Genomic DNA, 25,489 nt, shown 5'->3' on the forward strand with positions numbered 1-25,489 from the left:
ACGCCGCTACATGCTCGTCAGCTTCCTGACCTGGCTGCCGGTCGGGCTCATGATGGCTTCCCAGGTGCTGCTGATGACCGAGAGGTCTCAGTCTGGCGCAGATCGGCCTGGTGGTGACCGTGTTCGCGATCGTCACCGTGGGGCTGGAGCTGCCCACCGGCGGCCTGGCCGACGTCGTGGGGCGACGCGTGGTGCTGGCCGCCTCCGCGGCGTTCCTCATGGCGGCACTCGCGCTGATCAGCATGTCGACGACGTTCTGGATGTTCCTGGTGGGCGGCGTGCTCAAGGGCGTGGCCAGGGCACTGTCCAGCGGCCCCGCCGCCTCCTGGTACGTCGACACGCTGCACCGGCTCGAGGGGCCGGACGCCGATCTCAAGCCGGGGCTGGCCCGCGGTGGCGCCATGGGGTCGGTGGCGCTGTGCGCCGGCGTGCTGGCCGGCGGCGGCCTGCCGCTCGTCGTGCCGCCTGAGCTGATGTTCCCGCTGGCGGCGCCGAGCCGGGTCGGCGCGGTCGCGGCGGCGGTCCTGCTGGTCGTGGTGCTGTTCGCCCTGCCGGAGCCGCCCGTCGCAGCAGGCGGTCGCCGGTCGCTCGCAGGTGTGCTGCGTGAGGTGCCCGCCACGGTGACCGCCGGTGTGGGATTGGCGGTCGGCGGTCCCGTGCTGCGCCGTTTGATGCTCGCCGCCGCGAGCTCCGGCGTGGTGCTGATCTCCATCGAGCTGCTCACCCCCGGCCGCCTGGCCGAGCTGGCCGGCACCGCCGAGCAGGGCGGCATGGCCTACGCCGCCGTGGCGGCGCTCGGGTTCGCGGGCAGCGCCACGGGAAGCGCGCTCGCGCCCCGCGTGGCGCGGCTGACCGGCGGCTCCGCCAGGGGCGCGATCGCGGGCTCGGTGCTGACGGCGCTCTCGGTCGGCGCGCTGGCCGCGACGGCCGGGCTCGGCGGCGCCGCCGGGCTGCTGACCGCCGGAGTGGCCTATGTCGTGCTGTTCGCCGGCAGCTCGGTGACCAGCCTGCTGGGGCTGGAGATGACGCACAAGGCGGTCACGGCCGCCCAGCGCACCACCGTGACCTCGGCGACCTCGCTGTCCCTGCAGTCCGGCGGGATCGTGGCCAACCTGACGCTCGGCGCGCTGGCCACCCAGGCGGGCGTGGCCGCCGCCTGGGGCGTGGCCGCCACGGTCATGCTGGCCTCGGCCCTGCTGTTCGTCCGGATGCCCGTCGCTACAGGCTCCAGTCCAGCTCGGGCCCTACGGGCACGATCCGGCTCGGGTTGATGTTGGTCTGGGTGATGTAGTAATGGCGCTTGATCTGGTCGAAGTCGGTGGTTTCGCGGAAAGCTGGGATCGCGTAGAGCCTTCGCGCGTACGCCCACAGCGCCGGATAGTCGGTCAACCGCCGCACCATGCACTTGAAGTGCGCGTAGTAGACGGTGTCGAACCTGGCCAGGGTGGTGTAAAGGCGCACGTCGCTGTCGGTGAGGGTGTCGAAGAGATACTCCGACTCGGCCAGGCGTACCTCGAGGAGGTCGAGCGTGGTGAAGACCCGCGCCACCGCCTCCTCGTACGCCTGCTGGTCACCGGCGAAGCCCGCCTCGTACACCGCGTTGTTGAGGCCGTGATAGAGGCGGTCGTTCATGATGTCGATGTCGGGGCGCAGGCGTTCCGGATAGAGATCGGGCGAAGTGCCCCATGACATCTCCAGATCGAGGGTGATCTGCTTGAAGTCGTTGGTGACGATGCGCTTGTCCTTGGTGTCCCAGACGGTCGGAACGGTGTAGCGGCCCGTGTAGCCCGGATCGGTCGCGTGGTAGAGCTCCGACAGGTACTCCGGATCGCCGCCGGGGATGCGCCAGCCCTTCTCGTCCCTGATGGGGTCGACGATCGTGACGTCCAGCAGGTCCTCCAGGCCCAGGAGCTTCCTGACGATCAGTACGCGCTGCGCCCACGGGCAGGCGTAGGAGGCGTAGACCCGGTACCGGCCGGATTCGGGAGGTCCGAGCCGCTCCGTGAAACGGTTCGGCTGCCGGACGAAGCGGCCATCGTCTGAGATCTCGCGGCTCAGCTTCATGGTCCTAGTAGAACATGATTCGGATCCCGAACTTTATTCGGGCACAATCTAGGCCATGGCGAAGTTCGTGGTGACCCCTGCCAGCGCGGCGCAGCGGGAGGCATGGGTGGGCGGGGCGATCCCAGAAGTGGAGCGGGTACGCCCGGGACTGTGGTCGGTCCCGGTGCCGATCCCGGTCAACCCCCTGCGGTACGTCCTGGTCTACGTCCTCGAACTGCCCGACGGCGTGGCGATCGTCGACGCCGGGTGGAACACCGACGAGGCGTACGACGCGCTCGTCGCCGGCCTCGGCGTGGCCGGATACGCCATCACCGACGTCAAGGGCGTGCTCGTCACCCACATCCACCCCGACCACTACGGTCTGGCCGGGCGCGTCCGCGAGGTGTCGGGCGCCTGGATCGCCCTGCACCCGGCCGACGCGCGCCTGGTCCGCGAGCGTTACGACGACGAGGCCATCGACTCCCTGGTCGAGCGGGAGCGCGCGCTGCTGGCCCGCTGCGGCGTGCCGCCGCTGACGCTGGACGAGCTGGCCGGCGCGTCGATGATGATCAGGCACATGGTCTCGATGGCCAGGCCCGACCGGCTGGTCGAGGACGGCGACGAGCTCGGCCTGCCCGGCTGGGACCTGCGGGCCGTCTGGACGCCCGGCCACTCGCCCGGCCACCTCTGCTTCGTCTCGCCGGAGCGCAGGCTGCTGTTCTCCGGCGACCACGTGCTGGCCAAGATCACGCCGATCGTGGCCGTGCACCCCCAGTCCGCGCCGAACCCCCTCGCCGACTACCTCGACGCGCTGGCCGCCGTGCGGAAGCTGGACGTGGAGGAGGTGCTGCCCGCGCACGAGTACCGGTTCCTGGAGCTGGCCGAGCGGGTCGACGCCGTGCTGGCGCACCACGACGAGCGGCTGGCCGAGATCGAGCGGGTCGTCGCCGCGGGCGACGGGGTGACCTGCTGGGCCGTGGCCACCCGGCTGAGCTGGTCGCGGCCGTGGGAGACGATTCCGCCGTTCATGCGGCGCGCGGCCAACAACGAGACGCTGGCGCACCTCGTCTGGCTGGCGGCCAGGGGTCGCGTGGTCAGGGTGCCGGGCGAGACGGAGCTGTGGCGCCCCGCTACATGACGCGTACGGCCCCGCGCGGGATGATCAGCGGCAGATCGAGCAGCGTGCGGATGCCCGGCGGCGCCGCGCACACGGCCGGGACGGCGTTGACGGCGTGGACCGCGGCCGCCGCCAGCCCGTGCGAGATCTCCTCCACCGTCAGCGTCATCTGCGGCACGCCCTGGATGTGCACGCTGAACCCGGGGTCGGGCCAGCGGGTCACGCGGGCGGCGTCGGCCTCGAAGATCACCTCGATGGTCATGAACGGCCGCCCGCGCACCAGCCCCGAGAAGATCCAGCGGGAGCCGCACACCGTGCCCTTGCGCACCGTCCCCGCCGCGATCTCGAACTCACCCGCCGCCACCTCGTACTCGTCGCGCTCCTCCACGTCGTCCAGCCGCACGCCGAGCGCGTCGGCCACGAGCTGCACGCTCTCCCCGAAGAGCGAACGCTGGAACGCCCGGTACGGCCGCACCGCCTCGGTGTACTCCTCGACCGTCCGCGTGAACCCCATCAGGTCCACCACGACCTCCCGCGACCGATGCCCGCGGAAGTCGGAGGACTCGCGCACGTAGACGTGGTCGATGCGATCGGACAGCCCGGTCAGGGCCAGCGGCAGGAAATCGCTCATGAAGCCCGGGTTGATGCCGGTGCCGTGCAGTGTGGCGCCGCCCGCGGCGCAGGCCGTCTCGATGCGGTCCACCACGCCCTGGCCGTAGCTCTGGGGATAGACCAGGCCGGTGGTCGTGATGACGTTCTTGCCGGAGGCGAGCAGGGCGCAGATCGTCTCGAGGTCGGCGGCGCGGTTGGGGCCGAAGAACGCGGCGGGCAGCGGCATGTGCAGGACGCAGTCGGCGTCCATGGCCAGCACCTCGCCCGGGTCGCCGGTGCAGGCCACGCCCACGGGGCAGAGCCCGGCCAGCTCGCCGGCGTCCTTGCCGACCTTGGCCGGGTCGCGGACCAGCACGCCCGCCAGCTCCAGCTCCGGCCTGGTGAGCACGCTGTGGAGCGCGGAGCGGCCCATGGCGCCGGTGGCCCACTGGATCACGCGGAAGGGCATGTCGAGGCCTCCCCGGGGCCCTGGTGAGACGGCGGCTGATCGCCGAACCTAGCAGAAAAAGAACCGCCCGATCACTATCCGCGACGATCAGTAACAGTAGCCTGCGCTCAGGTTATGGTACTCGTACTAGAACGTTGTTCTCCTGCGCTGGAGGTTCGATGCTTCGGTTCGATGACAGGGTTGCGATCATCACGGGGGCCGGGCACGGCCTCGGCCGGTCGCACGCGCTCCTGCTGGCCGAGCGGGGCGCCAAGGTCGTGGTCAACGACCTCGGAGGCGCGCTCGACGGCACGGGGGCCTCCACCGGGCCCGCCGCCGACGTGGCCGAGCTCATCACGAAGAACGGCGGGCAGGCCATCGCCAACGCCGACAACGTCGCCACGCCCGAGGGCGCCAGGGCCATCGTGCAGGCCGCGGTGGACGCGTTCGGCACGGTCGACATCGTCGTCAACAACGCGGGCATCCTGCGTGACAAGTCGTTCGGGAAGATGGCGGTCGAGGAGTTCGACGCGGTCATGGCCGTGCACGTGCGCGGCTCGTACCTGGTGAGCCAGGCCGCTTACCCGGTCATGAAGGCGGCCGGGTACGGGCGGGTGGTCAACACCTCCAGCCCGGCCGGGCTGTTCGGCAACTTCGGTCAGGCCAACTACTCCACCGCCAAGATGGGCCTGGTCGGGCTCACCAAGACGCTCGGGATCGAGGGCGCGCGCAACGGCATCAAGGCCAACGCCATCGCGCCCGTGGCCTGGACGCGGATGACCGAGTCGCTGCTGCCGGCCGAGTTCGAGGCCAAGTTCACGCCGGAGCGGGTGAGCGCGCTGGTGGCGTACCTGGTGCACGAGTCATGTGAGGTCAGCGGCGAGGTCTTCACGGTGGGCGGGGGCCGGGTGGCGCGGGTCTTCGTGGCCGAGGGGCCGGGCTGGAAGGACGACGACATCACGCCCGAGGCGATCGTCGACAACTGGGAATCGATCATGGCCGAGCAGCCTTACGTGCTCACGGCCGGCGACTCGATGAAGGCGATGATCTAAGGCCCTCCGCCGCAGCCCTCTCGTGCGTCGTGGTTTCGCTCGCGCCGGCACGAGCGCGCCGGCGCGGACATGCCGAACCGGATGAGCCGGTCCCCACCTGCGACGGGGGCCGGCTCTTCGTGTGCGGCGCGCGTGAATCCGGCGGACCGCTGCCGGCGGATGTCGCGGCTGGGCCCGTATCCCGAAATATGCCATAGATCGGTCTTTGTTCGATCTTCGGCGGAAGTTGGCGGAGTTTGGTCGATTCTCACTCTTGATTTGCCGCATCGGTGATCTTATTGTCGCGACATGACCCCCCAGCCGGGCACCGCCGGCGACGTGCTGACGCTGATCAGTGCCGGCTCGGCGACGACCCGTTCCGATCTCGCGAGGCTCACCGGCCTGGCCAGGTCCACGATCTCCCAGCGCGTTGACGCGCTGATCGAGCGCGGCCTGGTCGAGGAGACCGAGAGCGGCGAGTCCACCGGCGGCCGGCCGCCGCGCCAGCTGCGCCTGCACACCGAGGACCACGCGTTCGCGGGCGTCGATCTGGGCGCCACGCACTGCCGCGTCGCGTTGATGGACATCTCGGGCAACGTGCTCGCCGCGTGCGAGGACCCGCTGCTGATCGACGAGGGCCCCGAGAAGGTGCTCACCCACGTGGACCAGCGGCTCGACCGGCTGCTCGGCGAGGCCGGGCGGCTGCGGACGATGCTCCGCGCGGTCGGGATCGGGGTGCCGGGACCGGTCGAGTTCGCCACGGGGCGGCCGAACAATCCGCCGATCATGCCGGGCTGGAACGACTACCCCATCCCGGAGTTCTTCGACGGCGTCAATGTGCTCGTCGACAACGACGTCAACGTGATGGCGCTGGGCGAGCACCGCAACGCCTTCGCCGGCATCAACCACCTGCTGTTCGTCAAGGTCGGCACCGGCATCGGCTGCGGCATCGTGGCCGACGGCACGCTGCACAGGGGCGCCCAGGGCTCGGCCGGCGACATCGGCCACATCAGGGTCAGCGGGCACGACGACGCCGGCTGCCGGTGCGGCAACAGCGCGTGCCTGGAGGCGGTGGCCGGCGGGGCGGCGATCGCGCGGCGGCTGTCCGAGCTGGGCCTGCCGGCCGAGACCGGGGCCGACGTCGTCGCGCTCGTGCAGTCAGGCAACACCCAGGCGCTGCGCCTGGTCAGGGAGGCGGGCCGGCTGATCGGCGAGGTGCTGGCCAGCCTGGTCAACTTCTTCAACCCGGAGGTCATCGTCATCGGCGGCGCGTTGTCGCGGGTGCACGAGCACCTCCTGGCCGGCATCAGGGAGACGGTCTACCGCAGGTCGCTGCCGCTGGCCACGCACCACCTGTCGATCACGCCGAGCCGTACGGGCATCAACGCGGCCGCACTCGGGGCGGGCCTGCTCGCCATCGAGCACTACCTGTCACCGGACAACATCAACCGCATCATCAGCGCTTAAAACGAACATCCGAGCCTGACAGATACAGATAGGGACCACCGATGCTGGTCATGAAGGGCATCGTCAAGCAGTTCCCCGGCGTGCGCGCGCTGGACGGGGTCGACCTGGACGTGCGCGCGGGCGAGGTGCACTGCCTGCTCGGCCAGAACGGCGCAGGCAAGTCCACCCTGATCAAGGTGCTGGCCGGCGTGCACCAGCCGGACGAGGGCACGATCGTCTTCAACGACGAGCAGGTGCGGCCGGGCAGTCCGATCGACGCCATCAAGCTCGGCTTCGCCACCATCTACCAGGAGCTGGACCTGGTCGACGGGCTCAGCGTGGCGGAGAACATCTTCCTCGGCCACGAGCACGCCCACTTCGGCTTCGTCAACCGGCCGGCCGCCAGGAAGGCCGCCCGCGAGGTGCTGGAGCGGCTCGGGCACCCGGAGATCCGCCCGTCGGCGGAAGTGGGCCGGTTGTCACCGGCGGCCAAGCAGGTCGTTTCGATGGCCAGGGCTCTCTCCCACGACGCCCGCCTGATCATCATGGACGAGCCGTCCGCCGCCCTGGCCCACGACGAGGTCGCGAACCTCTTCCGGATCATCCGCGAGCTCACCGCCCAGGGCGTGGCCGTGGTCTACATCTCCCACCGCCTGGAGGAGATCCGCGAGATCGGCGACCGGGTCACCGTGCTCAAGGACGGCCGCACGGTCGCCGTGGGCCTGTCCGCCCGCGACACCCCCACCGCCCAGATCGTCTCCCTCATGACCGGCAGGAACGTCGAGTACGTCTTCCCGCCGCGCGGGGGCCGCGAGCCGGGCGAGGAGGTGCTCCTCGTCGAGCACCTGACCTCGCCGGGGGTCTTCGCCGACGTGTCGTTCTCCGTGCGGGCCGGCGAGATCGTCGGGCTGGCCGGGCTCGTCGGCTCCGGCCGCTCGGAGATCCTGGAAGCGGTGTACGGCGCCCGCCCCGCCACCGGCCGCGTCCTGCTCGGCGGGAAGCCGGTGCGCCGCGGCGTCGTCGGAACCGTCAGGCGCGGCATGGGCCTGGCCCCCGAGGAACGCAAGGCTCAGGCGCTCCTCCTCGACCAGAGCGTCACCGCGAACATCACGCTGGGCAGCCTGCCGGAATTCGCGAAGTTCGGCTGGATCGACCGCAAACGGGAGCGGGACGAGGCCAGGCGGCTGTCGGAAATGCTGGACATCCGCCCACCCGACCCCGATCGCCCGATCAGGAACCTGTCAGGCGGCAACCAGCAGAAGGCCGTGCTCGCCCGCTGGCTGCTCGGCGGCCGCAAGCTGCTCCTGCTCGACGAGCCCACCAGAGGCGTCGACGTGGGCGCCAGGGCCGAGCTTTACGCGGTCATCCACGACCTGGCCGAGCGCGGCATCGGCGTGCTGCTGGTCTCCAGCGAGGTGCCCGAGGTGCTCGGCCTCGCCGACCGGGTGCTGGTACTGCGTGAGGGGACGGTCATCCACCAGGGCGACGCGACGGAGCTGGACGAGCACAACGTACTCGACATGATCATGAATGGGAGGGCGGCGTGATGAGCGAGCCCACAACGGATCGGCCTCGCGCGGGCGTGGCCCTGCCCTCGTCGGCACGCCGCTTAGGGCTCGGCGAGATGCGCCATCTCGGCCTGCTCGGGGCGCTCGCGCTCCTGGTGATCGTGGGACTGGTCACCCGGCCGGAGAACTTCGCCACCACCTCCAACCTGGTCAGCATCCTGTCGCTGGCCGCCACGATCGGCGTGATCACGGTCGGGGCAACGTTCGTGATCATCGGTGGCGGCATCGACCTGTCGGTGGGCGCGGTCATGGCGCTGGCCTCGGTCTGGGCGACGACGCTGGCCACGCAGTCGTACGGGCCGTGGATCATGGTGATGTGCGCGATCCTCGTCGGCACGGGGGCGGGGCTGGTCAACGGGCTGCTGATCGCGTACGGGCGGCTGGTGCCGTTCATCGCCACACTGGCCATGCTCGTGGCCGCCCGCGGGCTGGCGCAGCGCATGTCCGACCGCAAGACGCAGCTCATCCAGTCCGAGAACTCCGCTCTCGTCGACCTGTCGACCACGCGGGTGCTCGGCATCCCGCTGCTCGTCTACATCTTCGCCCTGGTCGTGGTGCTGGGGTGGATCCTGCTCAACCGCACGACGTTCGGGCGGCGGACGTACGCGGTCGGGGGTAACCCCGAGGCGGCCCGGCTGGCCGGCATCGACGTGCGCAGGCACACGATGCTGCTCTACGCCCTGTCCGGGCTGTGCTGCGGCATCGCCGCCATCCTGATCATGGCGCGGACCACGACGGGCTCGTCCACCCACGGCGACCTGTACGAGCTCGACGCCATCGCCGCCGTGATCATCGGCGGCACGCTGCTCACCGGGGGACGGGGCACGATCATGGGCTCGATCCTGGGCCTGCTGATCTTCACCCTCATCACCAACCTGTTCATCCTCAACGGCCTCAACACCAGCGACCAGCTGATCGCCAAGGGCCTGATCATCGTCATCGCCGTCCTTCTCCAGCGGCGGAACTTGAAGGAGAGATCACCATGAGCGAGAAGAACGTCGGGCGCAGGGGACTCCTCGTCGGCGGAGTCGCACTCTTAGCGGCCGGCTGCACCAGCAACGAGCCCGCGGCGGCGCCCTCCAGCGCGGCCCCCGCTCCCGCCCCCGCCGCCAGCGGCAACGACCAGCCAGGCACGAAGGTCACCATCGGCTTCTCCGCGCCGGCGGCCGACCACGGGTGGATCGCGGCCATCGCCAAGAACGCCGAGGCCACCGCCAAGCAATACACCGACATCGATTTCAAACCCGTCGAGCCCACGAACGACATCAACCAGCAGATCTCGGCCGTCGAGTCCTTGATCTCGGCCAAGGTGAACGCACTGGTGATCCTGCCGAACGACGGTCAGCAGCTCAACCAGATCGCGCTCCAGGCCACGGAGGCCGGGATCCCGGTCATCAACCTCGACCGGATCTTCCCGGACAAGCTGGCGTACCGGACCTGGGTCGGCGGCGACAACTACGGCATGGGCGTCGCGGCCGGGCACTACATCGGCAAGCAGCTCAAGGACAAGAACGTGTCGAACCCGGTGATCGTCGAGATCCAGGGCATCGCCACGCTGCCGCTGACGCAGGACCGCAGCAAGGGGTTCGCCGACGCGCTGAAGACGTACGGGTTCAGCGTCACGGCCAAGCAGGACGCCAAGTTCACGGTCGAGACCGGCAACCAGGTGGCCACGTCGCTGCTCCAGGCGCACAAGAAGATCGACGCGCTGTGGAACCACGACGACGACCAGGGCGTCGGCGTGCTCGCCGCGATCCGGGAGGCCAGCCGCGACGAGTTCATCATGGTCGGCGGGGCGGGCTCGCTCAACGCGATGAAGGAGATCCAGTCGGGCACGTCGGTGCTGAAGGCCACCGTCACCTACAGCCCCACGATGGCCTCCTCCGCGATCAAACTGGCCCGCTTGATCGCGCAGGGGAAGGGCATGAGTGATCTGGTGGAAAACCAGGTGCCCCAGTCCATCACGCTCGCATCCGAGACCATCACGAAGGATAACGTCGAGAAGTACCTGGCACTCGGCTTCGAATCCTGATCGGGGGTTGCATGTCAAACAAGACCACCGTCGGCGTGGGCATGATCGGCTACGCCTTCATGGGCCGCGTCCATTCCCAGGCCTGGCGGAGCGTGGGGGCCTTCTTCGACCTGCCGCTGGTGCCGCGCATGGCGGTGATCGCGGGCCGGTCGAAGGAACGCACCGAGGCGGCCGCCACGCAGCTCGGCTGGGAGGCGGCCGAGACGGACTGGAGAGAGCTGGTCGAACGCGACGACGTGCAGATCGTCGACATCTGCACGCCCGGCGACTCTCACGCCGAGATCGCCATCGCCGCGCTCGAGGCCGGCAAACACGTGATCTGTGAGAAACCGCTGGCCAACACCGTCGCCGAAGCCGAGGCCATGGTGCGCGCGGCGGCCGCGGCATCGGGCAAGAGCATGGTGGCCTTCAACTACCGGCGGGTGCCCGCGGTCGCCCTCGCCCGCCGGTACGTCGAGGAGGGCAGGCTCGGCGAGATCAGGCACGTCCGGGCCCAATACCTGCAGGACTGGATCGTCGATCCGGAGTTCCCGCTGGTGTGGCGGCTGCAGAAGGACAAGGCAGGGGCCGGGGCGCTCGGCGACATCGGCTCCCACATCGTGGACGCGGCCGAGTTCATCACCGGGCAGCACGTCGTCGGTGTGTCGGGGCTGACGGAGACCTTCATCAAGCAGCGCCCGCTGGCGGGCGAGTCGGCCGGGCTGGGCGCCTCACGTGCGGACTCGACGGGCGAGGTCACGGTCGACGACGCCGCGCTGTTCATCGGCCGGATGTCGGGCGGGGCGCTGGCCTCGTTCGAGGCCACGCGCTTCGCAACGGGTCGCAAGAACGCCATGCGCATCGAGATCAACGGTCAGCTCGGCAGTCTGGCCTTCGACTTCGAGTCCATGAACGAGCTGTGGTTCAGCTCGGGCGGCGGCGGGTTCGAGCGGATCCTGGTCACCGAGCCCGATCATCCGTACGTGGGCGCCTGGTGGCCGCCCGGGCACGGGCTCGGCTACGAGCACACCTTCACCCACGAGATCAAGGACTTCCTGGAGGCGATCGCCACCGGAGCCGATCCCACGCCGTCGTTCGCCGACGGGCTGCGGGTGCAGCGGGTGCTGGAGGCGGTCGAGCGAAGCGCGGCTGAAGGCAGCCGCTACACGAACGTGGAGGATTGACCGATGCGACCAGTCACGTTGTTCACCGGGCAGTGGGCCGACCTGCCGTTCGAGGAGGTGTGCCGGCTGGCGGCCGAATGGGGCTACGACGGGCTCGAGATCGCCTGCTCCGGCGACCACTTCGACGTGGGCCAGGCGATGGCGGACCCCTCGTACGTGGAGCAGAAGCACGCCCAGCTCGACAAGCACGGCCTCAAGGTGTGGACGATCTCCAACCACCTGGTCGGCCAGGCCGTCTGCGACCACCCCATCGACGAGCGCCACAAGGGCATCCTGCCCGCCCGCATCTGGGGCGACGGCGAGCCCGAGGGCGTGCGGCAGCGTGCCGCCGAGGAGATGAAGAACACCGCGCGGGCCGCGTCGCTGCTGGGCGTGGACACCGTGGTGGGCTTCACCGGGTCGTCGATCTGGCACACGGTCGCCATGTTCCCGCCGGTGCCCGCCTCCGCGATCGACGCCGGCTACCAGGACTTCGCCGACCGCTGGAACCCCATCCTCGACGTCTTCGACGAGGTGGGCGTGCGCTTCGCGCACGAGGTCCATCCGAGCGAGATCGCCTACGACTACTACACGACGGTCCGGACGCTGGAGGCCATCGACCACCGGCTGGCCTTCGGCCTCAACTGGGACCCGTCGCACATGGTCTGGCAGGACCTGGACCCGGTGGGCTTCATCCTGGACTTCAAGGACCGGATCTACCACGTGGACTGCAAGGACACGCGCATGCGCGTCGGCGACGGCCGGAAGGGCCGCCTGTCGTCGCACATGCCATGGGCGGACATGCGGCGCGGCTGGGACTTCGTCTCCACCGGACGCGGCGACGTGCCGTGGGAGGACTGCTTCCGGGCGCTCAACTCCATCGGGTACGCGGGCCCGATCTCGATCGAGTGGGAGGACGCCGGGATGGACCGGCTGGACGGGGCCAAGGAGGCGCTGGGCTACATCCGCACGCTCAACTCCATCACCCCGCCCACCACCGCCTTCGACGCGGCCTTCTCCACCACGTAACCGAGCCCGCAAGGCCTTCCACGCCGGGGTGCGCGAGAAGCTCCCGTTCCTCGCGCATCCCGGTCGCGGTGATTCATCCGGCCGTCCAGTCCTGCTTCGTCCGCCTCCCTGGTGGCTCGTGATGGGCAGCGTGGTCATTCGCCGGGGCGGCACACCGTGCCCGAGGGCGGGAGCCTGAGGTCCTCGAAGTAAGACACCACGTGATCGGCAACGCACCGGCTCGCCCCGCTGATGTAGAGGGCGTGGCCGAAGCCTTCGTACCGGATCGTGACCGAGCCGGGCACCTGCCGTACGAGCTGGTCGGTCATGGCGTGGTCACTCCACGAGCCCGAGCCGATCAGCGGCGGCAGTTGCGCGACCGGCAGCGGGCGGGGCGGGTTCGCCGGGCGGTACGGCCAGCCGGAGCACGCCAGGCCCGGCCACAGGGCGCCCCGGCCGAAGTCCGGCAGTTTCCTGTCCAGATCACGCCGGGCCTTGGCGTAGTCGTCGTAGGAAGTGATGCCGAAGCCGTCGCCGCACCAGGGTGCCACGGCGCGCGGCTGCGTGCCGTGGTACGACAGCCCCAACGCCTGCTCGCCGAAGAGGGCGAAGTCGCCCCGTACGGCCTTGGCGACCGCCTCGGCGAACGGCTTCCACTGGTCGCCCCGCGTGTTGACGACCATGCCGCTGCCGATGACCTGCAGGTGCATGCCGGTCAGGCGGCCGCTGCCGAACTGGGGCGAGGAGACGGGGACGGGACGGCGGTCGGCGCGGCGGATCAGGTCCCGCCACACCTTGCGGACGTCCTGGCCGTGCAGGGCGCATGATGGGTCGCCCGCGCACCAGGCGGCGAACCTGCCGAGCATCCGCGCGCTGGAAGCACCTGCGGAATCGAGCTTCGTGGTGGTGTGGTCGGGCGTGCCGTCGAGATGCATGGCGCGGATCCGCCGCGGGAACCGGCGGGCGTAGGCGGCCGCGGTGATGCCGCCGTACGACTCGCCCATGATGGAGATCCGGCGTTCGCCCAGGGCGGCGCGAATCGCGTCCATGTCCCCGGCCACCGCGGCCGCGTCCGCGTGGCGGAACAGACCGGTGGCGTCCTCGGCGGCGCATTCATCGAAAGCCGCCCGCTGACGGGCCGCCTGCCGGTTGAACTCCTCGCGGTCGCGCGGCTCGGCCGGCAGCGGGAGAGCCGTCTCGCAGGATCCGGTCAGGTCCCGTATGACGCGCGTCTGGCGCGTGTCGAAGGCGACCACGTCGAAGTGCCGTCGCAGGGCGGCGACGGTCTGCGCGGCGTCGCGGAGCTGCCGGATGCCGTCCTTGCCGGGGCCGCCGGGGGCGTAGAGCACCGTGCCCTTGCGGGCGCCCGTAGCCGGGAGCCGGGCCAGGTTGAGCTCGAGGCCGGCCGGGACGTCGAGGGTGCTGCAGTCCATGCCGTGCGGGCCGCACGGCCGCCAGTCGAGCGGGCTGGTGGAGGCGGCGGGTGTGGCGGTCGCCAGCAGCCCGACCGTCACCAAGGTGACTGTTGTGCGTTTCATGCTGGGTCCTCCCTTCGCATCTCGTTTCAGCATTCCTGCGGAATGTGCCGAATCCGTGATGCGGAAGGAGGATCTCGATGTAGGAGCAGGCTCCTATCGGAAAGGGAGGGTGAGGCAGGCGCCGAGGCCCCTATGGCGACGGCGCCGCCCGGTTCCCTCGCCGGTGCTTGATCAGTCCATGAGGACGATCTGGCGGAGGACCTCGCCGCTCCGCAGGGCCTCGACCGCGTCGTTCAGGTCGCCGAGACGGATGCGGGCGCTGATCATCGACTCCAGGTCCAGCTGCCCGGCCTTGTAGAGCTTGGCGAAGTACGGGAAGTCGTGCCGCACGTCGGCCTCGCCGTACAGGCTGGACAGCAGGTTCTTGCCCTCGAACAGCAGGCTGAACGCCGAGATCGAGACCATGTCGTCCATCGCGCCCGCGCCGACCACGATGACGTCGCCGCCCTGCCGCGTGACCTGCCACGCGCTCTGGATGGTGGCCGACTTGCCGACCACCTCGAAGCCGTAGTCGAAGCCGGAGCCGCCGGTGAGCTCGTTGAGCGCGTCCGGAACCCCCTCGGGTGTGACCGCGTGCGTCGCCCCTACCTTCTTGGCCAGCTCGTGCTTGGACTCCAGCGGGTCCACCGCGAGGATCATCCGGGCGCCGGCGATGCGGGCGCCCTGGATGACCGACAGGCCCACGCCGCCGCAGCCGATCACCGCGACCGTGGAGCCCGGGCGTACCTTCGCGGTGTTGAGCGCGGCGCCCACGCCGGTCGTGATGCCGCAGCCGATCAGGGCCGCCGCCTCCCACGAGACCTCCGGGTCGATCTTGATCGCGCCCTGCCAGGGCACGATGATCTCCTCGGCCCAGGTGCCGCAGCCGGCCATCCCGAACGCCGTCGCCCCGTCGCCCCCGAACCGGAAGTTGCCCTTGCTGAAGGCCTCGACGACGTACTTGAGGCACAGGTACGGCTGCCCGCCCAGGCACAGGTCGCACTCCTGGCAGGCCGGCCGCCAGTTGATCACCACGTGGTCGCCCGGCTGGAGGGACGTGACGTGCTCACCCACCTCGACCACCTCGCCGGAGCCCTCATGGCCCAGGACGAGCGGGACGGGCTGCGGCAGCATGCCGGACATGGCCGACAGGTCCGAGTGGCAGACGCCCGTGGCTTTGATTCGGACCCGTACGTCCGACGGACCGACCGGCGCCAGGGTGACGTCGTCGCGAATGTCGAGCTTGTCGTTGCCTGCGGCGTGCAGGATCGCGGCGCGCATGGGGGTTCCTCCTCCGGCTCGAAGGCTTGTCCTCGAGGGTTATTCCTCGATGGATAGAGCGGCTTTGGGGCAGGACCGCACTGCATGACGGACGCGGTCCCGTAGCTCGGGGGGTGGTTCTGGAAGAAGGATGTGCAGCTGGTCGTCGTCGTCCACCTCGAACACCTCGGGTGCGAGCCCCATGCAGACTGCGTTGGCCTCGCAGACCAGCTCGTCCACCTTGACCTTCATGTCAGCCTCCTGTGGTCCCATGAGACCACTTTGGTGCGCTCGACGACGTACGCGACCCTCTTGCGTCCGGTGTGTTCGACGTACGGCCGCAGCAGCTCGTCCGGAACGCCGGGGGTCATCCTGCGGGCTACCGCCATGCCGATGGCCATGACGCGGTCCCGGTCGATGATCTGCTCGGCCTTGCCGTACACCAGGACGCCGCGCAGCTCGTCGTAGTCGTCGCCGGTCTCGATCAGGCAGCTCACCCGGGGGTCGCGGGTCAGGTTGCGGGTCTTCTGCGCCTTGCCGTAGGTCCAGAAGGCGATCCGCCCGTCGTCGAGCCCGTAGAACATCGTCACCAGGTGCGGCGTGCCGTCCGGGTTGATGGTGGCCAGCTGCAGCTTGCGTGAGCTCTCCAGGAAGGCCGCCACGTCGTCGTCGGACATCGCGATGCGAGCGCGCTGATTCACGTGCCAAGTAGAACAGGTTCCAGAAGAGGGCTGCAAGAGTTCCCCGGAATGTTATTCGGTTCGGCTAGGGTGCACTGCTATGACGATGCCGTCAGAGCTGCTCTACGCAGCGAAGCACGCCAAGGGATTCATGCCGCCCGACGAAGGGCTGGCCCTGTTCGAGTCGGCCTGCCAGTACGGCAAGCTCGGGCCCATCTGCGAGATCGGCACCTACTGCGGCAAGTCCGCGATCTACCTCGGGGCGGCCGCCAGGCAGGCCGGGTCCGTGGTCGTCACCGTGGACCACCATCGCGGGTCGGAGGAGATCCAGCCCGGGTGGGCGCACCACGACCCGACGCTGATAGACGTCCGGTTCGGGAAGATGGACTCGCTGCCGACCTTCCGGGCCACGATCGCCGCGGCGGGGCTGGAGGACGAGGTGATCGCCGTCGTCGGCAGGTCCGAACGGGTGGCCAGGCTCTGGAACACGCCGCTGGGCATGCTGTTCATCGACGGTGGTCACTCCGAGGACCCGGTCACCCGCGACTACGAGGGCTGGGCGCCGCACGTCATGGCGGGCGGGGGACTGGTCTTCCACGACGTCTACCCGGACCCCGCGCACGGCGGGCAGGCGCCGTACCAGATCTACCGGCGGGCGCTGGAGTCCGGGGCCTTCACCGAGGTGTCGGCAGAGGGCTCGCTCCGCGTGCTGGAACGCGTCGGCCCGGGCATCTGATCGCTCTGAGCGGCCTAAACGCGGTGGCGGCGGGTCCAGGAGTGCCGGATCTGGGACTGCCAGCTGCGGAAGTCCTCATGGGTACGCGCCTCGTGCCCGAGCTCGATGAGCGCCCGGTCCGTCCAGGCGGCCACCTCCTCGGGATCGGCTCCGGCCAGGGTCGGCACGGCCTGGGCCGTGTGATCCGGCAGCATCCCGGACCGCAGCCGTGCGGCCACGGCGAACGCGCACCCCTGGGCCAGATGCGCGCGGAACCCGTCCGCCCCCGCGTGCTCGGTCAGCCACCACAGCTCGTCGGCCTCGGCTCCGCCGGTGTAGGCCGCGGCGAATCCCACCCCGCTCCACAGATCGGCCCTCCGCCCGGCGGGAAAGCCGGCGATCCTGGCGGCCACGTCGTCGGGCGACGCGCAGTCGTGGTACCAGAGCAGCCGCCCCAGCCCCTGGTCGAACACGGAGCAGTGGGCCCTGGTGAACAGGTCGGGCATGGTCCGCTCGCCGATCATCCGATCGGCCCTCGCCAGGCTCCACTGGAACCCGAACCCGTCCACCGCCAGCCACCGCAGCAGCGGGTGGGCCTGCCGAGCCCCGCGTACGGGTCGCAGGCGCAGCAGGGCGTACCCGCGGCCGGCGCCGAGGTAGGCGGCGTGCCGGTGGTGCTGGGCGGGGCCGGTCAGTAGCTCGTGAAGGCGCCGGCCCCGTGTCAGCGTGAGCAGGTCGAGCATGGTGCAGGCGGCGGCGGCCCCCTCGTAGCCGAAGGGCTGCTGCTCAGCCGGGATCTCCTCGACCTTCTCCACTTCTCTGGAAATCACCGCGTTAAAGCCGAAAACATAGGATTTTTCAGCTTTCGCGAAGACAGTCCGAGAAGCTCCATTTCTGAGCCGGAACCTTCGCCGGCCCAGATCGGACTCCAGCGGATCCTTGGCCAGGAACCTCCGCAGCCCCTTCGCCGGGGTCAGTGCCGGCCGGATCCCGGCCCGTTCCAAGAACGATGTTGTGCCCGTGTCGCCCACGCTTCCCCCGAAGACGCCTCGTACGTCACTGAGAAGCTAGTAAGACCATTGCGGCTTTCATCGGCGGCACACCGGATTTCCCCGGCAAAGAACTCGCAAAAGCCCTTGCGGCCCTGCTGCCGGCCCTATTGGTGGCCCTCGCCCTGGAGCTCCTCGGCCACCTGTCGCAGGCCCGTGCCGGCCACGCACCCGCACACGTCCGGGTCGAACACCGACGTCCCCGCGATGTCGCGGAACAACCCCGCCCCGGGGGACAACTCCAGCAACGCATCCGCCGCCAGCACCGCGGCCGCGGCCGTGTAGCCCGAGCGCTCGTGCGGGAAGTGCTTGCGGTTGGCGAACTGCCACCCCGTCCAGTACGAGCCGTCCTCGTGGCGCAGGTGCTGCACGTCGGCGAACAGCGCGACCGCCCGTTCCCGATCCCCCAGCGCGTCCAGCGCCAGCACCAGCTCGCACGTTTCCGCCCCGGTCACCCACGGCTGGTCGGACACGCACCGGATGCCGAGTCCGGGCACCACGAACGTCGCCCACTCCCGTTCCAGCAGCTTGAACGCCTGCCGCCCGCGCACCGCGCCGCCGAGCACCGGGTAGTACCAGTCCATCGAGAACCGGCTCTTGTCGGCGAACGCCTCGGGATGCGCCCTCAGGACGTGCGCCAGCCGGTCGGCGGCCAGCTCCCAGTGCGGCTGCGGGTCACGCAGATGCTCCGCGAGCAGGACGCCGCAGCGCAGCCCCTGGTGGATGGAGGAGCAGCCGGTGAGCAGCGCGTCCGCCGAGGACCTGCCCCGCGCGTCGCGCTCCCACACGATCTCGCCCCGCTCGGTCTGGAGCCCCGCCACGAAGTCGAGAGCGGCCTTGACCATGGGCCAGCTCTCCTCGGTGAAGGACTGGTCGCCGGTGACGAGGTGGTGGTGCCAGACGCCGACGGCGATGTAGGCGGCGTGGTTGCTCTCACCGCCCAGCTCCGCCGGCACGCCGCCGACCAGCTTCATCGGCCAGGAGCCGTCGGCGCGCTGGTGGCGGGCCAGCCACGCGTACCCGCGCCGCACCGGCTCCGCCAGGCCCGCCACGGACATCGCCATCAGGCATTCGACGTGGTTCCACGCGTCGACGTGTCCCTCGGGCCACGGGACGCCGCCGTCCTCCTGCTGGATCGCGGCGATGCTCTCGGCCGTCCGCACGACCTCCGCGTGGGAGATCATGGCTTCCTGACGTAGAGGACCACGCTCTTGCCGATGATCGGGTTGAGCACGGCCTCGGCGATCCTGGTGGCCGCCGGGCGCTTCATGATGTCCCAGACCAGCAGCTCGTGGTACGCCTTCGCGAGCGGATGGTCGTCATTGTTGACGCCGACCGCGCATTTGATCCACCAGTACGGCGCGTGCAGCCCGTGGGCGTGGTGGTGCGGGCCGATCTCGAAGCCGGTGGACTTCAGCTTGGCCGACAGCTCGGCCAGCGTGTAGATCCGCACGTGCCCGCCGGGAGCGGTGTGGTAGTCCTCGTCCAGCGCCCAGCAGATCCGCTCCGGCAGGAAGCTCGGCACGGTGATCGCGGCCGTGCCGCCGGGCTTGAGCACGCGGAAGATCTCGCGCATGGCGGCCATGTCGTCGGGGATGTGCTCGAGCACCTCGGCCGCGATGACCCGGTCGAAGCCGCCGTCCTCGAACGGCATGTCGAGCGCCGTGCCCTGGACGGTCTCGCCGGTGGCGCCGGGCGGCACCTCGCCCGCCTTGTCCATCGCCACGAACATGGCCGCCACGCTGTCCAGCTCTGCCTGGTCCATGTCGAACGCAATCACGTCCGCCCCGCGGCGCAGCACCTCGAAGGCGTGCCGGCCGCCGCCGCAGCCGAGGTCGAGCACGCGCACGCCGGGGCCGACGGGAAGACGGGCGAAGTCCACGGTCAGCACTAGTCGCTTCTCCTCTTGTGGTTCTCGATGGCCTCGCGGTACGCCTCGACGGTCTTCTTGGCCACGACGTGCCAGGTGTAGCGCTCCATGACGCGGTCGTATCCCGCCTTGCCGACCCGCTCGCGCTCCTCGGGCGAGTCGTGCAGCCGGCGCAGCACCATGGCCAGCTCCTCGGCGTCGCCCGGCGGGACCTGGACGGCCGCGTCGCCGACCACCTCGGGCAGGGCGCCCGTACGGCTGGCCACCAGAGGCGTGGCGCAGGCCATGTGCTCGACGGCGGGCAGCGAGAACCCCTCGTACAGCGAGGGCACCACCGAGATCTCCGAGGTGGCGATCAGCTCGCCCAGCTCCTCGTCGGAGATGCCGTGCACGAACCGCACCCGTTCCTGCAGCGACAGCTCCTGCACGAGCTGCTCGGTTGGGCCGCCGGGAGTGGGCTTGCTGACGACGGTGAGGTGCACGTCGCGCTCGGTGGCCAGCTTGGCCACGGCGCGCAGCAGCGTCGCGACGCCCTTCATGGGCGAGTCGGCGCTGGCCACCGCCACGATCGAGCCCTTGCGCCTGGGCATGCCGGGGCGCGGATGGAAGTAGCGGGTGTCCACGCCGAGCGGGATCAGCCGCATGTTGGCCTGCGGGACGTTGAAGTCGCGGTGGATGTCGGCCAGCGACGACTCGCTGACGGTCAGGATGGGGCTGAGCCGGGGCGCGACGCGCGCCTGCATCTTCACGAACCCGTACCAGCGGCGCATGGTCAGCCTCTTCGCGCCGGTGGCGGCCTCCAGCTCGATGCGGCGGTCCACGCTGATCGGGTGGTGGATGGTGCCGACCACGGGGAACAGCTTCTTGATCCCGAGCAGGCCGTACCCGAGGGTCTGGTTGTCCTGCACGACGTCGAAGTCGCCGAGCCGCTTCTTCAGCTCGCGGTAGGCGCGCAGGGTGAACGTCAGCGGCTCGGGGAAGCCCGCCGTCCACATCGTGCCGACCTCGAGCCAGTCGATCCAGTCGCGGTATTCGTCCAGCTTCGGCGTCCTGAACGGGTCCTCGTCGCGGTAGAGGTCCAGGCTGGGCACCTCGCGCAGGATGACGCCCTCGTCCAGTTCGGGGTAGGGCTGGCCGGAGAACACCTCGACGTGGTGTCCGAGCGCGACCAGTTCGCGGCTCAGGTGGCGGAGGTACACACCCTGGCCGCCACAGGTGGGCTTGCTGCGGTAGGACAGCAGCGCGATCCGCAGCGTTCGCTCCCCCACGGACACCCCTCTCCACCGAGTGAGATCGTAAATGCTGACCTTAGCCCGAGAAGGCTACCATTCGGTAGGTCACCTGGAATTGTTCACATTCGTCACAGAAGGCCGTGCGAACTGCGATGTTACTGTAACCGAGCGTGGTTCGGTGGAACAGGTTCTAGGTCGCTTGGTGCTCTTTCTGGGCGCATAGCTGTACATTCCCGTCCCAAAGGGACGTGTTCGCGATCGTTGGAGGACCCCTTGGCCAGGCGCGCTCTGATCACCGGCATCACCGGCCAGGACGGTTCCTACTTGGCGGAGCACCTGCTCGACCAGGGCTACGAAGTCTGGGGGCTGGCGCGGGGGCAGGCGAACCCGCGTGTGTCCCGGATGCGCAAGCTGCTCTCCGACGTTCAGGTCGTGCGGGGCGACCTGCTGGACCAGGGGTCGCTGATCTCGGCCGTGGAACGGGTTCAGCCTGACGAGGTGTACAACCTGGGTGCGATCTCGTTCGTCCCCATGTCCTGGGAGCAGGCCGAGCTCACGGCCGAGGTGACCGGGATGGGCGTGCTGCGCATGCTGGAGGCGATCCGGGTGTGCTCGGGCGTGTCGCGGGGCGGGGGCACCGGTGCCCCGTCCGGGCAGATCCGCTTCTATCAGGCTTCGTCGTCCGAGATGTTCGGCCAGGTCAGCGAGACGCCGCAGACCGAGCGCACCGCGTTCCATCCACGCTCCCCGTACGGGGTCGCCAAGGCCTACGGGCACTTCCTCACCCAGAACTACCGCGAGTCGTACGGCATGTTCGCCGTGTCCGGGATCCTGTTCAACCACGAGTCGCCGCGCCGCGGCGCCGAGTTCGTCACCAGGAAGGTGTCGCTCGGGGTGGCCAGGATCAAGCTCGGGCTGGCCACGGAGCTGCGGCTGGGCAACCTGGAGGCCAGGCGGGACTGGGGGTTCGCGGGCGACTACGTGAAGGCCATGCACCTCATGCTCCAGGCCGGCAACCCCGAGGACTACGTGATCGGCACCGGGCGGATGAAGTCCGTGCGGGAGCTGGTGGAGGCCGCCTTCAGCGCCGCCGGGCTGGACTGGGAACGCCATGTGGTGACCGACCAGGCGTTGCACCGGCCCGCCGAGGTGGACCTGCTGTGCGCGGATCCCAAGAAGGCGCGGGTGCAGCTGGGGTGGGAGCCGGACGTGTCGTTCGACGAGCTCGTCGCGATGATGGTCGAGTCCGACCTCCGCCTCCTCACCAACGGCGGCGACCCGGATCAGGACAGTTCCTGGCCGTAAAGGTCTTCTTCCTTTACGCGTTGCCGTGGTCCGCCACCCGCCGCCGCGGGCTCGCGTCTGTCCAGGGGAACGCCCGCTGACCGGTCAGTGGCGCGCCGCCGTTACGGCGCGCACGGGCACCGGGCTCCGTGGTTCTGGCTTGGCCGCTCAACTGGGCGTTGTTCCCATGCGGTCCAAGGCCATGTCCTCGTATGCCCTATTGACAAAAATGATTTTTACGTAAAAGACTGTTTTTGCAATGAGAGATGTCCTGTATCTGGAAGAGATCGGGCAGGCCGAGGCGCTGCTCAAGCCGCAGCGCGTGGAGGTGTTGCGGCAGCTGGCCGAGCCGCGTACCTGCTCGGAGGTCGCAGAGCGGCTCGGGCAGACGCCGCAGCGGGTCTACTACCACGTCAAACGGCTGGTGGAGGCCGGGCTGGTGGATCAGGTGTCCGAGCGGAAAGTGCGGGGGATCTCCGAGGGGATCTACCAGGCCGGCGCCCGCTCGTACTGGCTGTCGCCGCGCCTGGTCGGCCGGATCGGCGGGCTGCGCAAGGTCCGTGACGAGCTCAGCCTGGGCTACCTGCTGGACCTCATGGAGGAGGTCCAGGCTGACATCGCGGGCCTCGACAGGACCGCGCCCGAGCTGCCCTCCATCGGCCTGTCAGGGGAGATCCACGTGCCTCCTGAGCGCCGTCAGGAGTTCCTGGCCGAGCTGCAGACGATGCTGCAGGACCTGTTCACGCGGTACGGCGGGGCCGAGGGCGACGCCTTCAAGCTCGCCGTCGCCTGCTACCCCAAGATCGAAACGTCAGGAGGAGAACACCATGACTGAGCCCATGATCCTTCGCGCCCACATCCAGGCTCCGCTCGAGGAGGTGCGGCAGGCGCTCACCGATCCGGCCGCGCTGCGGATCTGGCTCGCCGAGCACGCCGAGGCGGAGCTGCCCGTCCGGCGGCACCCTGGGGGCCATGAACGACCAGCCCCGATCCTTCATCGACCACCACGACCCCCAGCTCCCCGCCTTCACCGATCGCGCCAGGCGAATAACCCGGGCGGTGCCCAAGGCCGTCGCCTGCCGTCAGACGGCCGCGTACATCTGGGGCCTCGACGTCCTGCCGTCCCCGCAGGACGATTGGCCCATCGAGCTGACCGCTCCCAGCCACCTGGCGGTCACCGGCTGCGTCACCTACGTGGCGCCGCTGCCGGGCGAGGACGTCACGAAGCATGAGGGCGTCCGCATCACCACCATGGAACGCACGGCCCTCGACTGCGCCCGCTGGTTGCCGCGCCTGGAGGGTGTGGCCATCCTCGACCAGTTCGCCCGCCGGGGAGTCGATCTGGAGGCGTTGTGGCACCGCCCGCTCAACACCTGGCGCATGCGCGACACCCTCAGTTCGGCCGACCCCGGAGCCGCCTCTCCCCGTGAGAGCTGGCTCCGGGTGATCCTCGTGGAGGGCGGCCTCCCCAGACCCGCCACCCAGATCAGGGTCGAGCTGGGCGGGGACCGGTACGCCCGGCTCGACCTGGGCTGGGCGGACTTCAAGGTCGCGGTCGAGTACGACGGCCAGGAGCACCACACCTCGCTCACCGACCAGCAACGCGACGTGGACCGCCGGGAGGAGCTGCGGCGGCGTGGCTGGCGAGTGATCGCCGTCCGGAGAGACGTCATCCCCGGCCAGATCGCCGACCTCCTCCATCACGTGGCCAATGCGTTGATGGAGCGGGGCTGGCAACCCGGCCCCGAGGGCATGACCCGCATCCTCCGCCAGATCCGCGCCGCCCGCCGCAGATCCCCCTTCGAACCCGCCGTTCGAGGCCGGCCACGCCATCCCCACCAGTGGTAGGCGATCCGCATGCGTCGTGGTCCGCCCACTGTCTTTCGCCGTGCCGATTGCCGCGCATGTCGCGATGGCTCGGTGTACGAGTCGTGTGGTCGTGTTCGTCGGCGTGAGCCGGGACAAGCCCCACGCATCGGTGCTGCGCTCCAGGCGAGCCGGGCCCGTCCGCGACGGAGATCCACCACGCGGGCGTATGTCCTGAGCGCGTTGGTCGACTGATCGCGGACGGAGAGCGCCACCCACTTAGCCACCCACCTAGAGGAGGCGGAGAATGCCAACCACCTAGGGGAGGACTCAGCCGAGGGTGACGGGCAGCTCCTTGATGCCGCTGATGAAGTTCGAGCGCAGCCGCCGGGCCGGGCCGGACTGCCGGAGGTGGGGGTGGCGGCGGGCCAGTTGTTCGAACAGGATGCGGAGTTCCAGCTTGGCGAGGTGGTTGCCCAGGCAGAAGTGGGCACCGCCGCCTCCGAAGCCGATGTGCGGGTTCGGGTTGCGTCCGACGTCGAAGACCTCGGCGTTCGGGAAGACGGAGGTGTCGCGGTTGGCGGAGCCGTAGAAGACCACGACCTTGTCGCCGGCCTTGATCGGCTGTCCGCCCAGCACCTGGTCCTTCGTGGAGGTGCGGCGGAACAGGTTGACCGGGGAGACCCAGCGGACGATCTCGTCGGCGGCGGTCGTGGCCAGCGTGGGCTCGGCGACGAGGCGGTCCCACTGGTCGGGGTGTTCGAAGAGGGTGAGCATGCCGCCGGAGGCCGCGTTGCGGGTGGTCTCGTTGCCGGCGACCACCAGGAGGAGGATGAAGAGGTCGAATTCGTTCTCGTCGAGCGTCTCGCCGTTCTCGTCGGGCTGCAGGAGCTTGGTGACGATGTCCTTCTGCGGGTTGGCCTTGCGCTGCGCCGCCAGCTGGTTGGCGTACGCGTAGACCTCCATCGCGGCCCCGGAGCCCTCCTCGGGGCTGGAGGCGTAGTCGGGGTCCTGGGAGCCGATCATGCGGTTGGACCAGGCGAACAGCTTGTCGCGGTCGGACACGGGCGCGCCGAGCAGCTCGCAGATCACGTAGAGGGGCAGGGGCGCGGCGACCTCGGTGACGAAGTCGATCTCGCCCGAGCACTTGTCGAGGAGGTCGTCGCAGATGTCGCGGATGTGTTGCTCCAGGGCGCCGATCGTGCGCGGAGTGAAGCCCCGGTTGACCAGGGAGCGGCGGCGCGTGTGCTCCGGCGGGTCCTGGTTGAGCATCATGAGCCGCTGGAGCGCGATCTGCTCCTCGGACAGCTCCTCGAACAGGGCGAGCTTACGGTGCGAGGAGAAGAGGTCGGAGTGGCGTGAGACGTGGACGACGTCCTCGTAGCGGGTGACGGCCCAGAAGCCGGGTTCCCCCTCGTGCCAGTGCACGGGGGAGTTCTCGCGCAGCCAGGCGAACTGGTCGTGTGGTGGGCCGGCGGTGGCGTAGCGGTCTCGGTCGACGAGGTCGATGTGCACCCGATTCACCCTCTTGATCAAGCGCTTGGTAAAGCGTACTGAAACGTGTTCTATTACGTCCCTGTACGACCGTCAAGGAGCCTCCATGGTGGCCTGATCGACCTCCGATGTCTTTCCATCCAGGAATTTCTCCAG

At 69.6% G+C, this 25,489-nt stretch carries 24 protein-coding genes; 13 read left to right on the forward strand and 11 right to left on the reverse strand.

From position 1 onward, the window contains the following. Nucleotides 1-92: 92 nt before the first annotated feature. Nucleotides 93-1,271, forward strand: coding sequence for an MFS transporter (locus ACIBX3_RS29880; RefSeq protein ID WP_397123134.1), 1,179 nt, complete (start codon nucleotides 93-95; stop codon nucleotides 1,269-1,271). On the opposite strand, the gene ACIBX3_RS29885 is transcribed toward ACIBX3_RS29880, so the two are convergent. Then, nucleotides 1,219-2,064, reverse strand: coding sequence for a glutathione S-transferase family protein (locus tag ACIBX3_RS29885; protein ID WP_397122695.1), 846 nt, complete (start codon nucleotides 2,062-2,064; stop codon nucleotides 1,219-1,221). The genes ACIBX3_RS29880 and ACIBX3_RS29885 overlap by 53 nt on opposite strands. 55 nt (nucleotides 2,065-2,119) lie before the next feature. Between ACIBX3_RS29885 and ACIBX3_RS29890 the strand changes: the two genes are divergently transcribed. Beyond that, nucleotides 2,120-3,181 (forward strand): MBL fold metallo-hydrolase, encoded by a 1,062-nt coding sequence (locus ACIBX3_RS29890; protein ID WP_397122697.1) that lies wholly within the window; start codon nucleotides 2,120-2,122, stop codon nucleotides 3,179-3,181. Here the strand turns inward: ACIBX3_RS29890 and ACIBX3_RS29895 are convergent. Further along, nucleotides 3,174-4,220 carry a dihydrodipicolinate reductase gene (locus tag ACIBX3_RS29895; protein WP_397122699.1) on the reverse strand — a complete coding sequence of 349 codons (1,047 nt, stop codon included), beginning with the start codon at nucleotides 4,218-4,220 and terminating at the stop codon, nucleotides 3,174-3,176. The genes ACIBX3_RS29890 and ACIBX3_RS29895 overlap by 8 nt on opposite strands. Before the next feature lie 158 nt (nucleotides 4,221-4,378). Between ACIBX3_RS29895 and ACIBX3_RS29900 the strand changes: the two genes are divergently transcribed. From ACIBX3_RS29900 to ACIBX3_RS29930, 7 genes are all read left to right on the forward strand, one after another. Further along, nucleotides 4,379-5,251, forward strand: coding sequence for an SDR family oxidoreductase (locus tag ACIBX3_RS29900; RefSeq protein ID WP_397122701.1), 873 nt, complete (start codon nucleotides 4,379-4,381; stop codon nucleotides 5,249-5,251). Between the two features lie 288 nt (nucleotides 5,252-5,539). Beyond that, on the forward strand, nucleotides 5,540-6,697 hold the full coding sequence (locus tag ACIBX3_RS29905) for an ROK family protein (protein WP_397122703.1): 1,158 nt from the start codon (nucleotides 5,540-5,542) through the stop codon (nucleotides 6,695-6,697). Between the two features lie 41 nt (nucleotides 6,698-6,738). Next, a complete protein-coding gene (locus tag ACIBX3_RS29910) occupies nucleotides 6,739-8,223 on the forward strand; it encodes a sugar ABC transporter ATP-binding protein (RefSeq protein ID WP_397122705.1) in 1,485 nt (494 codons plus the stop codon). After that, on the forward strand, nucleotides 8,223-9,230 hold the full coding sequence (locus tag ACIBX3_RS29915; RefSeq protein ID WP_397122707.1) for an ABC transporter permease: 1,008 nt from the start codon (nucleotides 8,223-8,225) through the stop codon (nucleotides 9,228-9,230). The genes ACIBX3_RS29910 and ACIBX3_RS29915 overlap by 1 nt, the downstream gene beginning before the upstream one ends. Further along, nucleotides 9,227-10,276 (forward strand): ABC transporter substrate-binding protein, encoded by a 1,050-nt coding sequence (locus tag ACIBX3_RS29920; RefSeq protein ID WP_397122709.1) that lies wholly within the window; start codon nucleotides 9,227-9,229, stop codon nucleotides 10,274-10,276. Before ACIBX3_RS29915 ends, ACIBX3_RS29920 begins: the two co-directional genes overlap by 4 nt. Before the next feature lie 11 nt (nucleotides 10,277-10,287). Next, nucleotides 10,288-11,439, forward strand: coding sequence for a Gfo/Idh/MocA family protein (locus ACIBX3_RS29925; protein WP_397122711.1), 1,152 nt, complete (start codon nucleotides 10,288-10,290; stop codon nucleotides 11,437-11,439). A 3-nt stretch (nucleotides 11,440-11,442) separates the two neighbouring features. After that, nucleotides 11,443-12,447 carry a sugar phosphate isomerase/epimerase family protein gene (locus ACIBX3_RS29930; RefSeq protein ID WP_397122713.1) on the forward strand — a complete coding sequence of 335 codons (1,005 nt, stop codon included), beginning with the start codon at nucleotides 11,443-11,445 and terminating at the stop codon, nucleotides 12,445-12,447. Nucleotides 12,448-12,581: 134 nt separating this feature from the next. Here ACIBX3_RS29930 and ACIBX3_RS29935 read toward each other — a convergent pair whose 3' ends face one another. The 4 genes from ACIBX3_RS29935 to ACIBX3_RS29950 form a co-directional block, all read right to left on the reverse strand. After that, entirely contained in the window at nucleotides 12,582-13,964 is a 1,383-nt protein-coding gene (locus ACIBX3_RS29935; protein WP_397122715.1) for an alpha/beta hydrolase, read from the reverse strand. Nucleotides 13,965-14,135: 171 nt separating this feature from the next. Continuing rightward, a complete protein-coding gene (locus tag ACIBX3_RS29940) occupies nucleotides 14,136-15,224 on the reverse strand; it encodes a Zn-dependent alcohol dehydrogenase (protein WP_397122717.1) in 1,089 nt (362 codons plus the stop codon). Nucleotides 15,225-15,263: 39 nt separating this feature from the next. Further along, nucleotides 15,264-15,455, reverse strand: a complete 192-nt coding sequence (locus ACIBX3_RS29945) for a ferredoxin (RefSeq protein ID WP_397122719.1) — start codon at nucleotides 15,453-15,455, stop codon at nucleotides 15,264-15,266. Continuing rightward, nucleotides 15,452-15,904 carry a pyridoxamine 5'-phosphate oxidase family protein gene (locus ACIBX3_RS29950; protein WP_397122721.1) on the reverse strand — a complete coding sequence of 151 codons (453 nt, stop codon included), beginning with the start codon at nucleotides 15,902-15,904 and terminating at the stop codon, nucleotides 15,452-15,454. Before ACIBX3_RS29950 ends, ACIBX3_RS29945 begins: the two co-directional genes overlap by 4 nt. 85 nt (nucleotides 15,905-15,989) lie before the next feature. Between ACIBX3_RS29950 and ACIBX3_RS29955 the strand changes: the two genes are divergently transcribed. Next, nucleotides 15,990-16,619, forward strand: coding sequence for a class I SAM-dependent methyltransferase (locus ACIBX3_RS29955; RefSeq protein ID WP_397123136.1), 630 nt, complete (start codon nucleotides 15,990-15,992; stop codon nucleotides 16,617-16,619). A 14-nt stretch (nucleotides 16,620-16,633) separates the two neighbouring features. On the opposite strand, the gene ACIBX3_RS29960 is transcribed toward ACIBX3_RS29955, so the two are convergent. The 4 genes from ACIBX3_RS29960 to ACIBX3_RS29975 all read right to left on the reverse strand — a co-directional run bounded on the left by ACIBX3_RS29960 (nucleotide 16,634) and on the right by ACIBX3_RS29975 (nucleotide 20,791). Next, nucleotides 16,634-17,629 carry a DUF1702 family protein gene (locus ACIBX3_RS29960; protein ID WP_397122723.1) on the reverse strand — a complete coding sequence of 332 codons (996 nt, stop codon included), beginning with the start codon at nucleotides 17,627-17,629 and terminating at the stop codon, nucleotides 16,634-16,636. A 125-nt stretch (nucleotides 17,630-17,754) separates the two neighbouring features. Beyond that, nucleotides 17,755-18,831, reverse strand: a complete 1,077-nt coding sequence (locus ACIBX3_RS29965) for a prenyltransferase (RefSeq protein ID WP_397122725.1) — start codon at nucleotides 18,829-18,831, stop codon at nucleotides 17,755-17,757. Beyond that, nucleotides 18,828-19,538, reverse strand: a complete 711-nt coding sequence (locus ACIBX3_RS29970) for a class I SAM-dependent methyltransferase (protein WP_397122727.1) — start codon at nucleotides 19,536-19,538, stop codon at nucleotides 18,828-18,830. The genes ACIBX3_RS29965 and ACIBX3_RS29970 overlap by 4 nt, the downstream gene beginning before the upstream one ends. After that, nucleotides 19,538-20,791: a glycosyltransferase family 4 protein gene (locus ACIBX3_RS29975; RefSeq protein WP_397122729.1), complete on the reverse strand. Its 1,254-nt coding sequence runs from the start codon at nucleotides 20,789-20,791 to the stop codon at nucleotides 19,538-19,540. The genes ACIBX3_RS29970 and ACIBX3_RS29975 overlap by 1 nt, the downstream gene beginning before the upstream one ends. A gap of 231 nt (nucleotides 20,792-21,022) precedes the next feature. On the opposite strand from ACIBX3_RS29975, the gene ACIBX3_RS29980 reads away from it, so the two are divergent. The 3 genes from ACIBX3_RS29980 (at nucleotide 21,023) to ACIBX3_RS29990 (ending at nucleotide 23,881) form a co-directional block, all read left to right on the forward strand. After that, on the forward strand, nucleotides 21,023-22,054 hold the full coding sequence (locus ACIBX3_RS29980; RefSeq protein WP_397122731.1) for a GDP-mannose 4,6-dehydratase: 1,032 nt from the start codon (nucleotides 21,023-21,025) through the stop codon (nucleotides 22,052-22,054). A 238-nt stretch (nucleotides 22,055-22,292) separates the two neighbouring features. After that, nucleotides 22,293-22,868: a helix-turn-helix domain-containing protein gene (locus tag ACIBX3_RS29985; RefSeq protein ID WP_397122733.1), complete on the forward strand. Its 576-nt coding sequence runs from the start codon at nucleotides 22,293-22,295 to the stop codon at nucleotides 22,866-22,868. 137 nt (nucleotides 22,869-23,005) lie between these two features. Continuing rightward, nucleotides 23,006-23,881 (forward strand): DUF559 domain-containing protein, encoded by an 876-nt coding sequence (locus ACIBX3_RS29990; protein WP_397122735.1) that lies wholly within the window; start codon nucleotides 23,006-23,008, stop codon nucleotides 23,879-23,881. A gap of 288 nt (nucleotides 23,882-24,169) precedes the next feature. Here the strand turns inward: ACIBX3_RS29990 and ACIBX3_RS29995 are convergent, their stop codons facing one another. Further along, entirely contained in the window at nucleotides 24,170-25,354 is a 1,185-nt protein-coding gene (locus tag ACIBX3_RS29995; RefSeq protein WP_397122737.1) for a cytochrome P450, read from the reverse strand. Nucleotides 25,355-25,489 lie beyond the last annotated feature (135 nt).

This window comes from Nonomuraea sp. NPDC049480 (assembly GCF_044465905.1).
Classification (GTDB): Bacteria; Actinomycetota; Actinomycetes; order Streptosporangiales; family Streptosporangiaceae; genus Nonomuraea.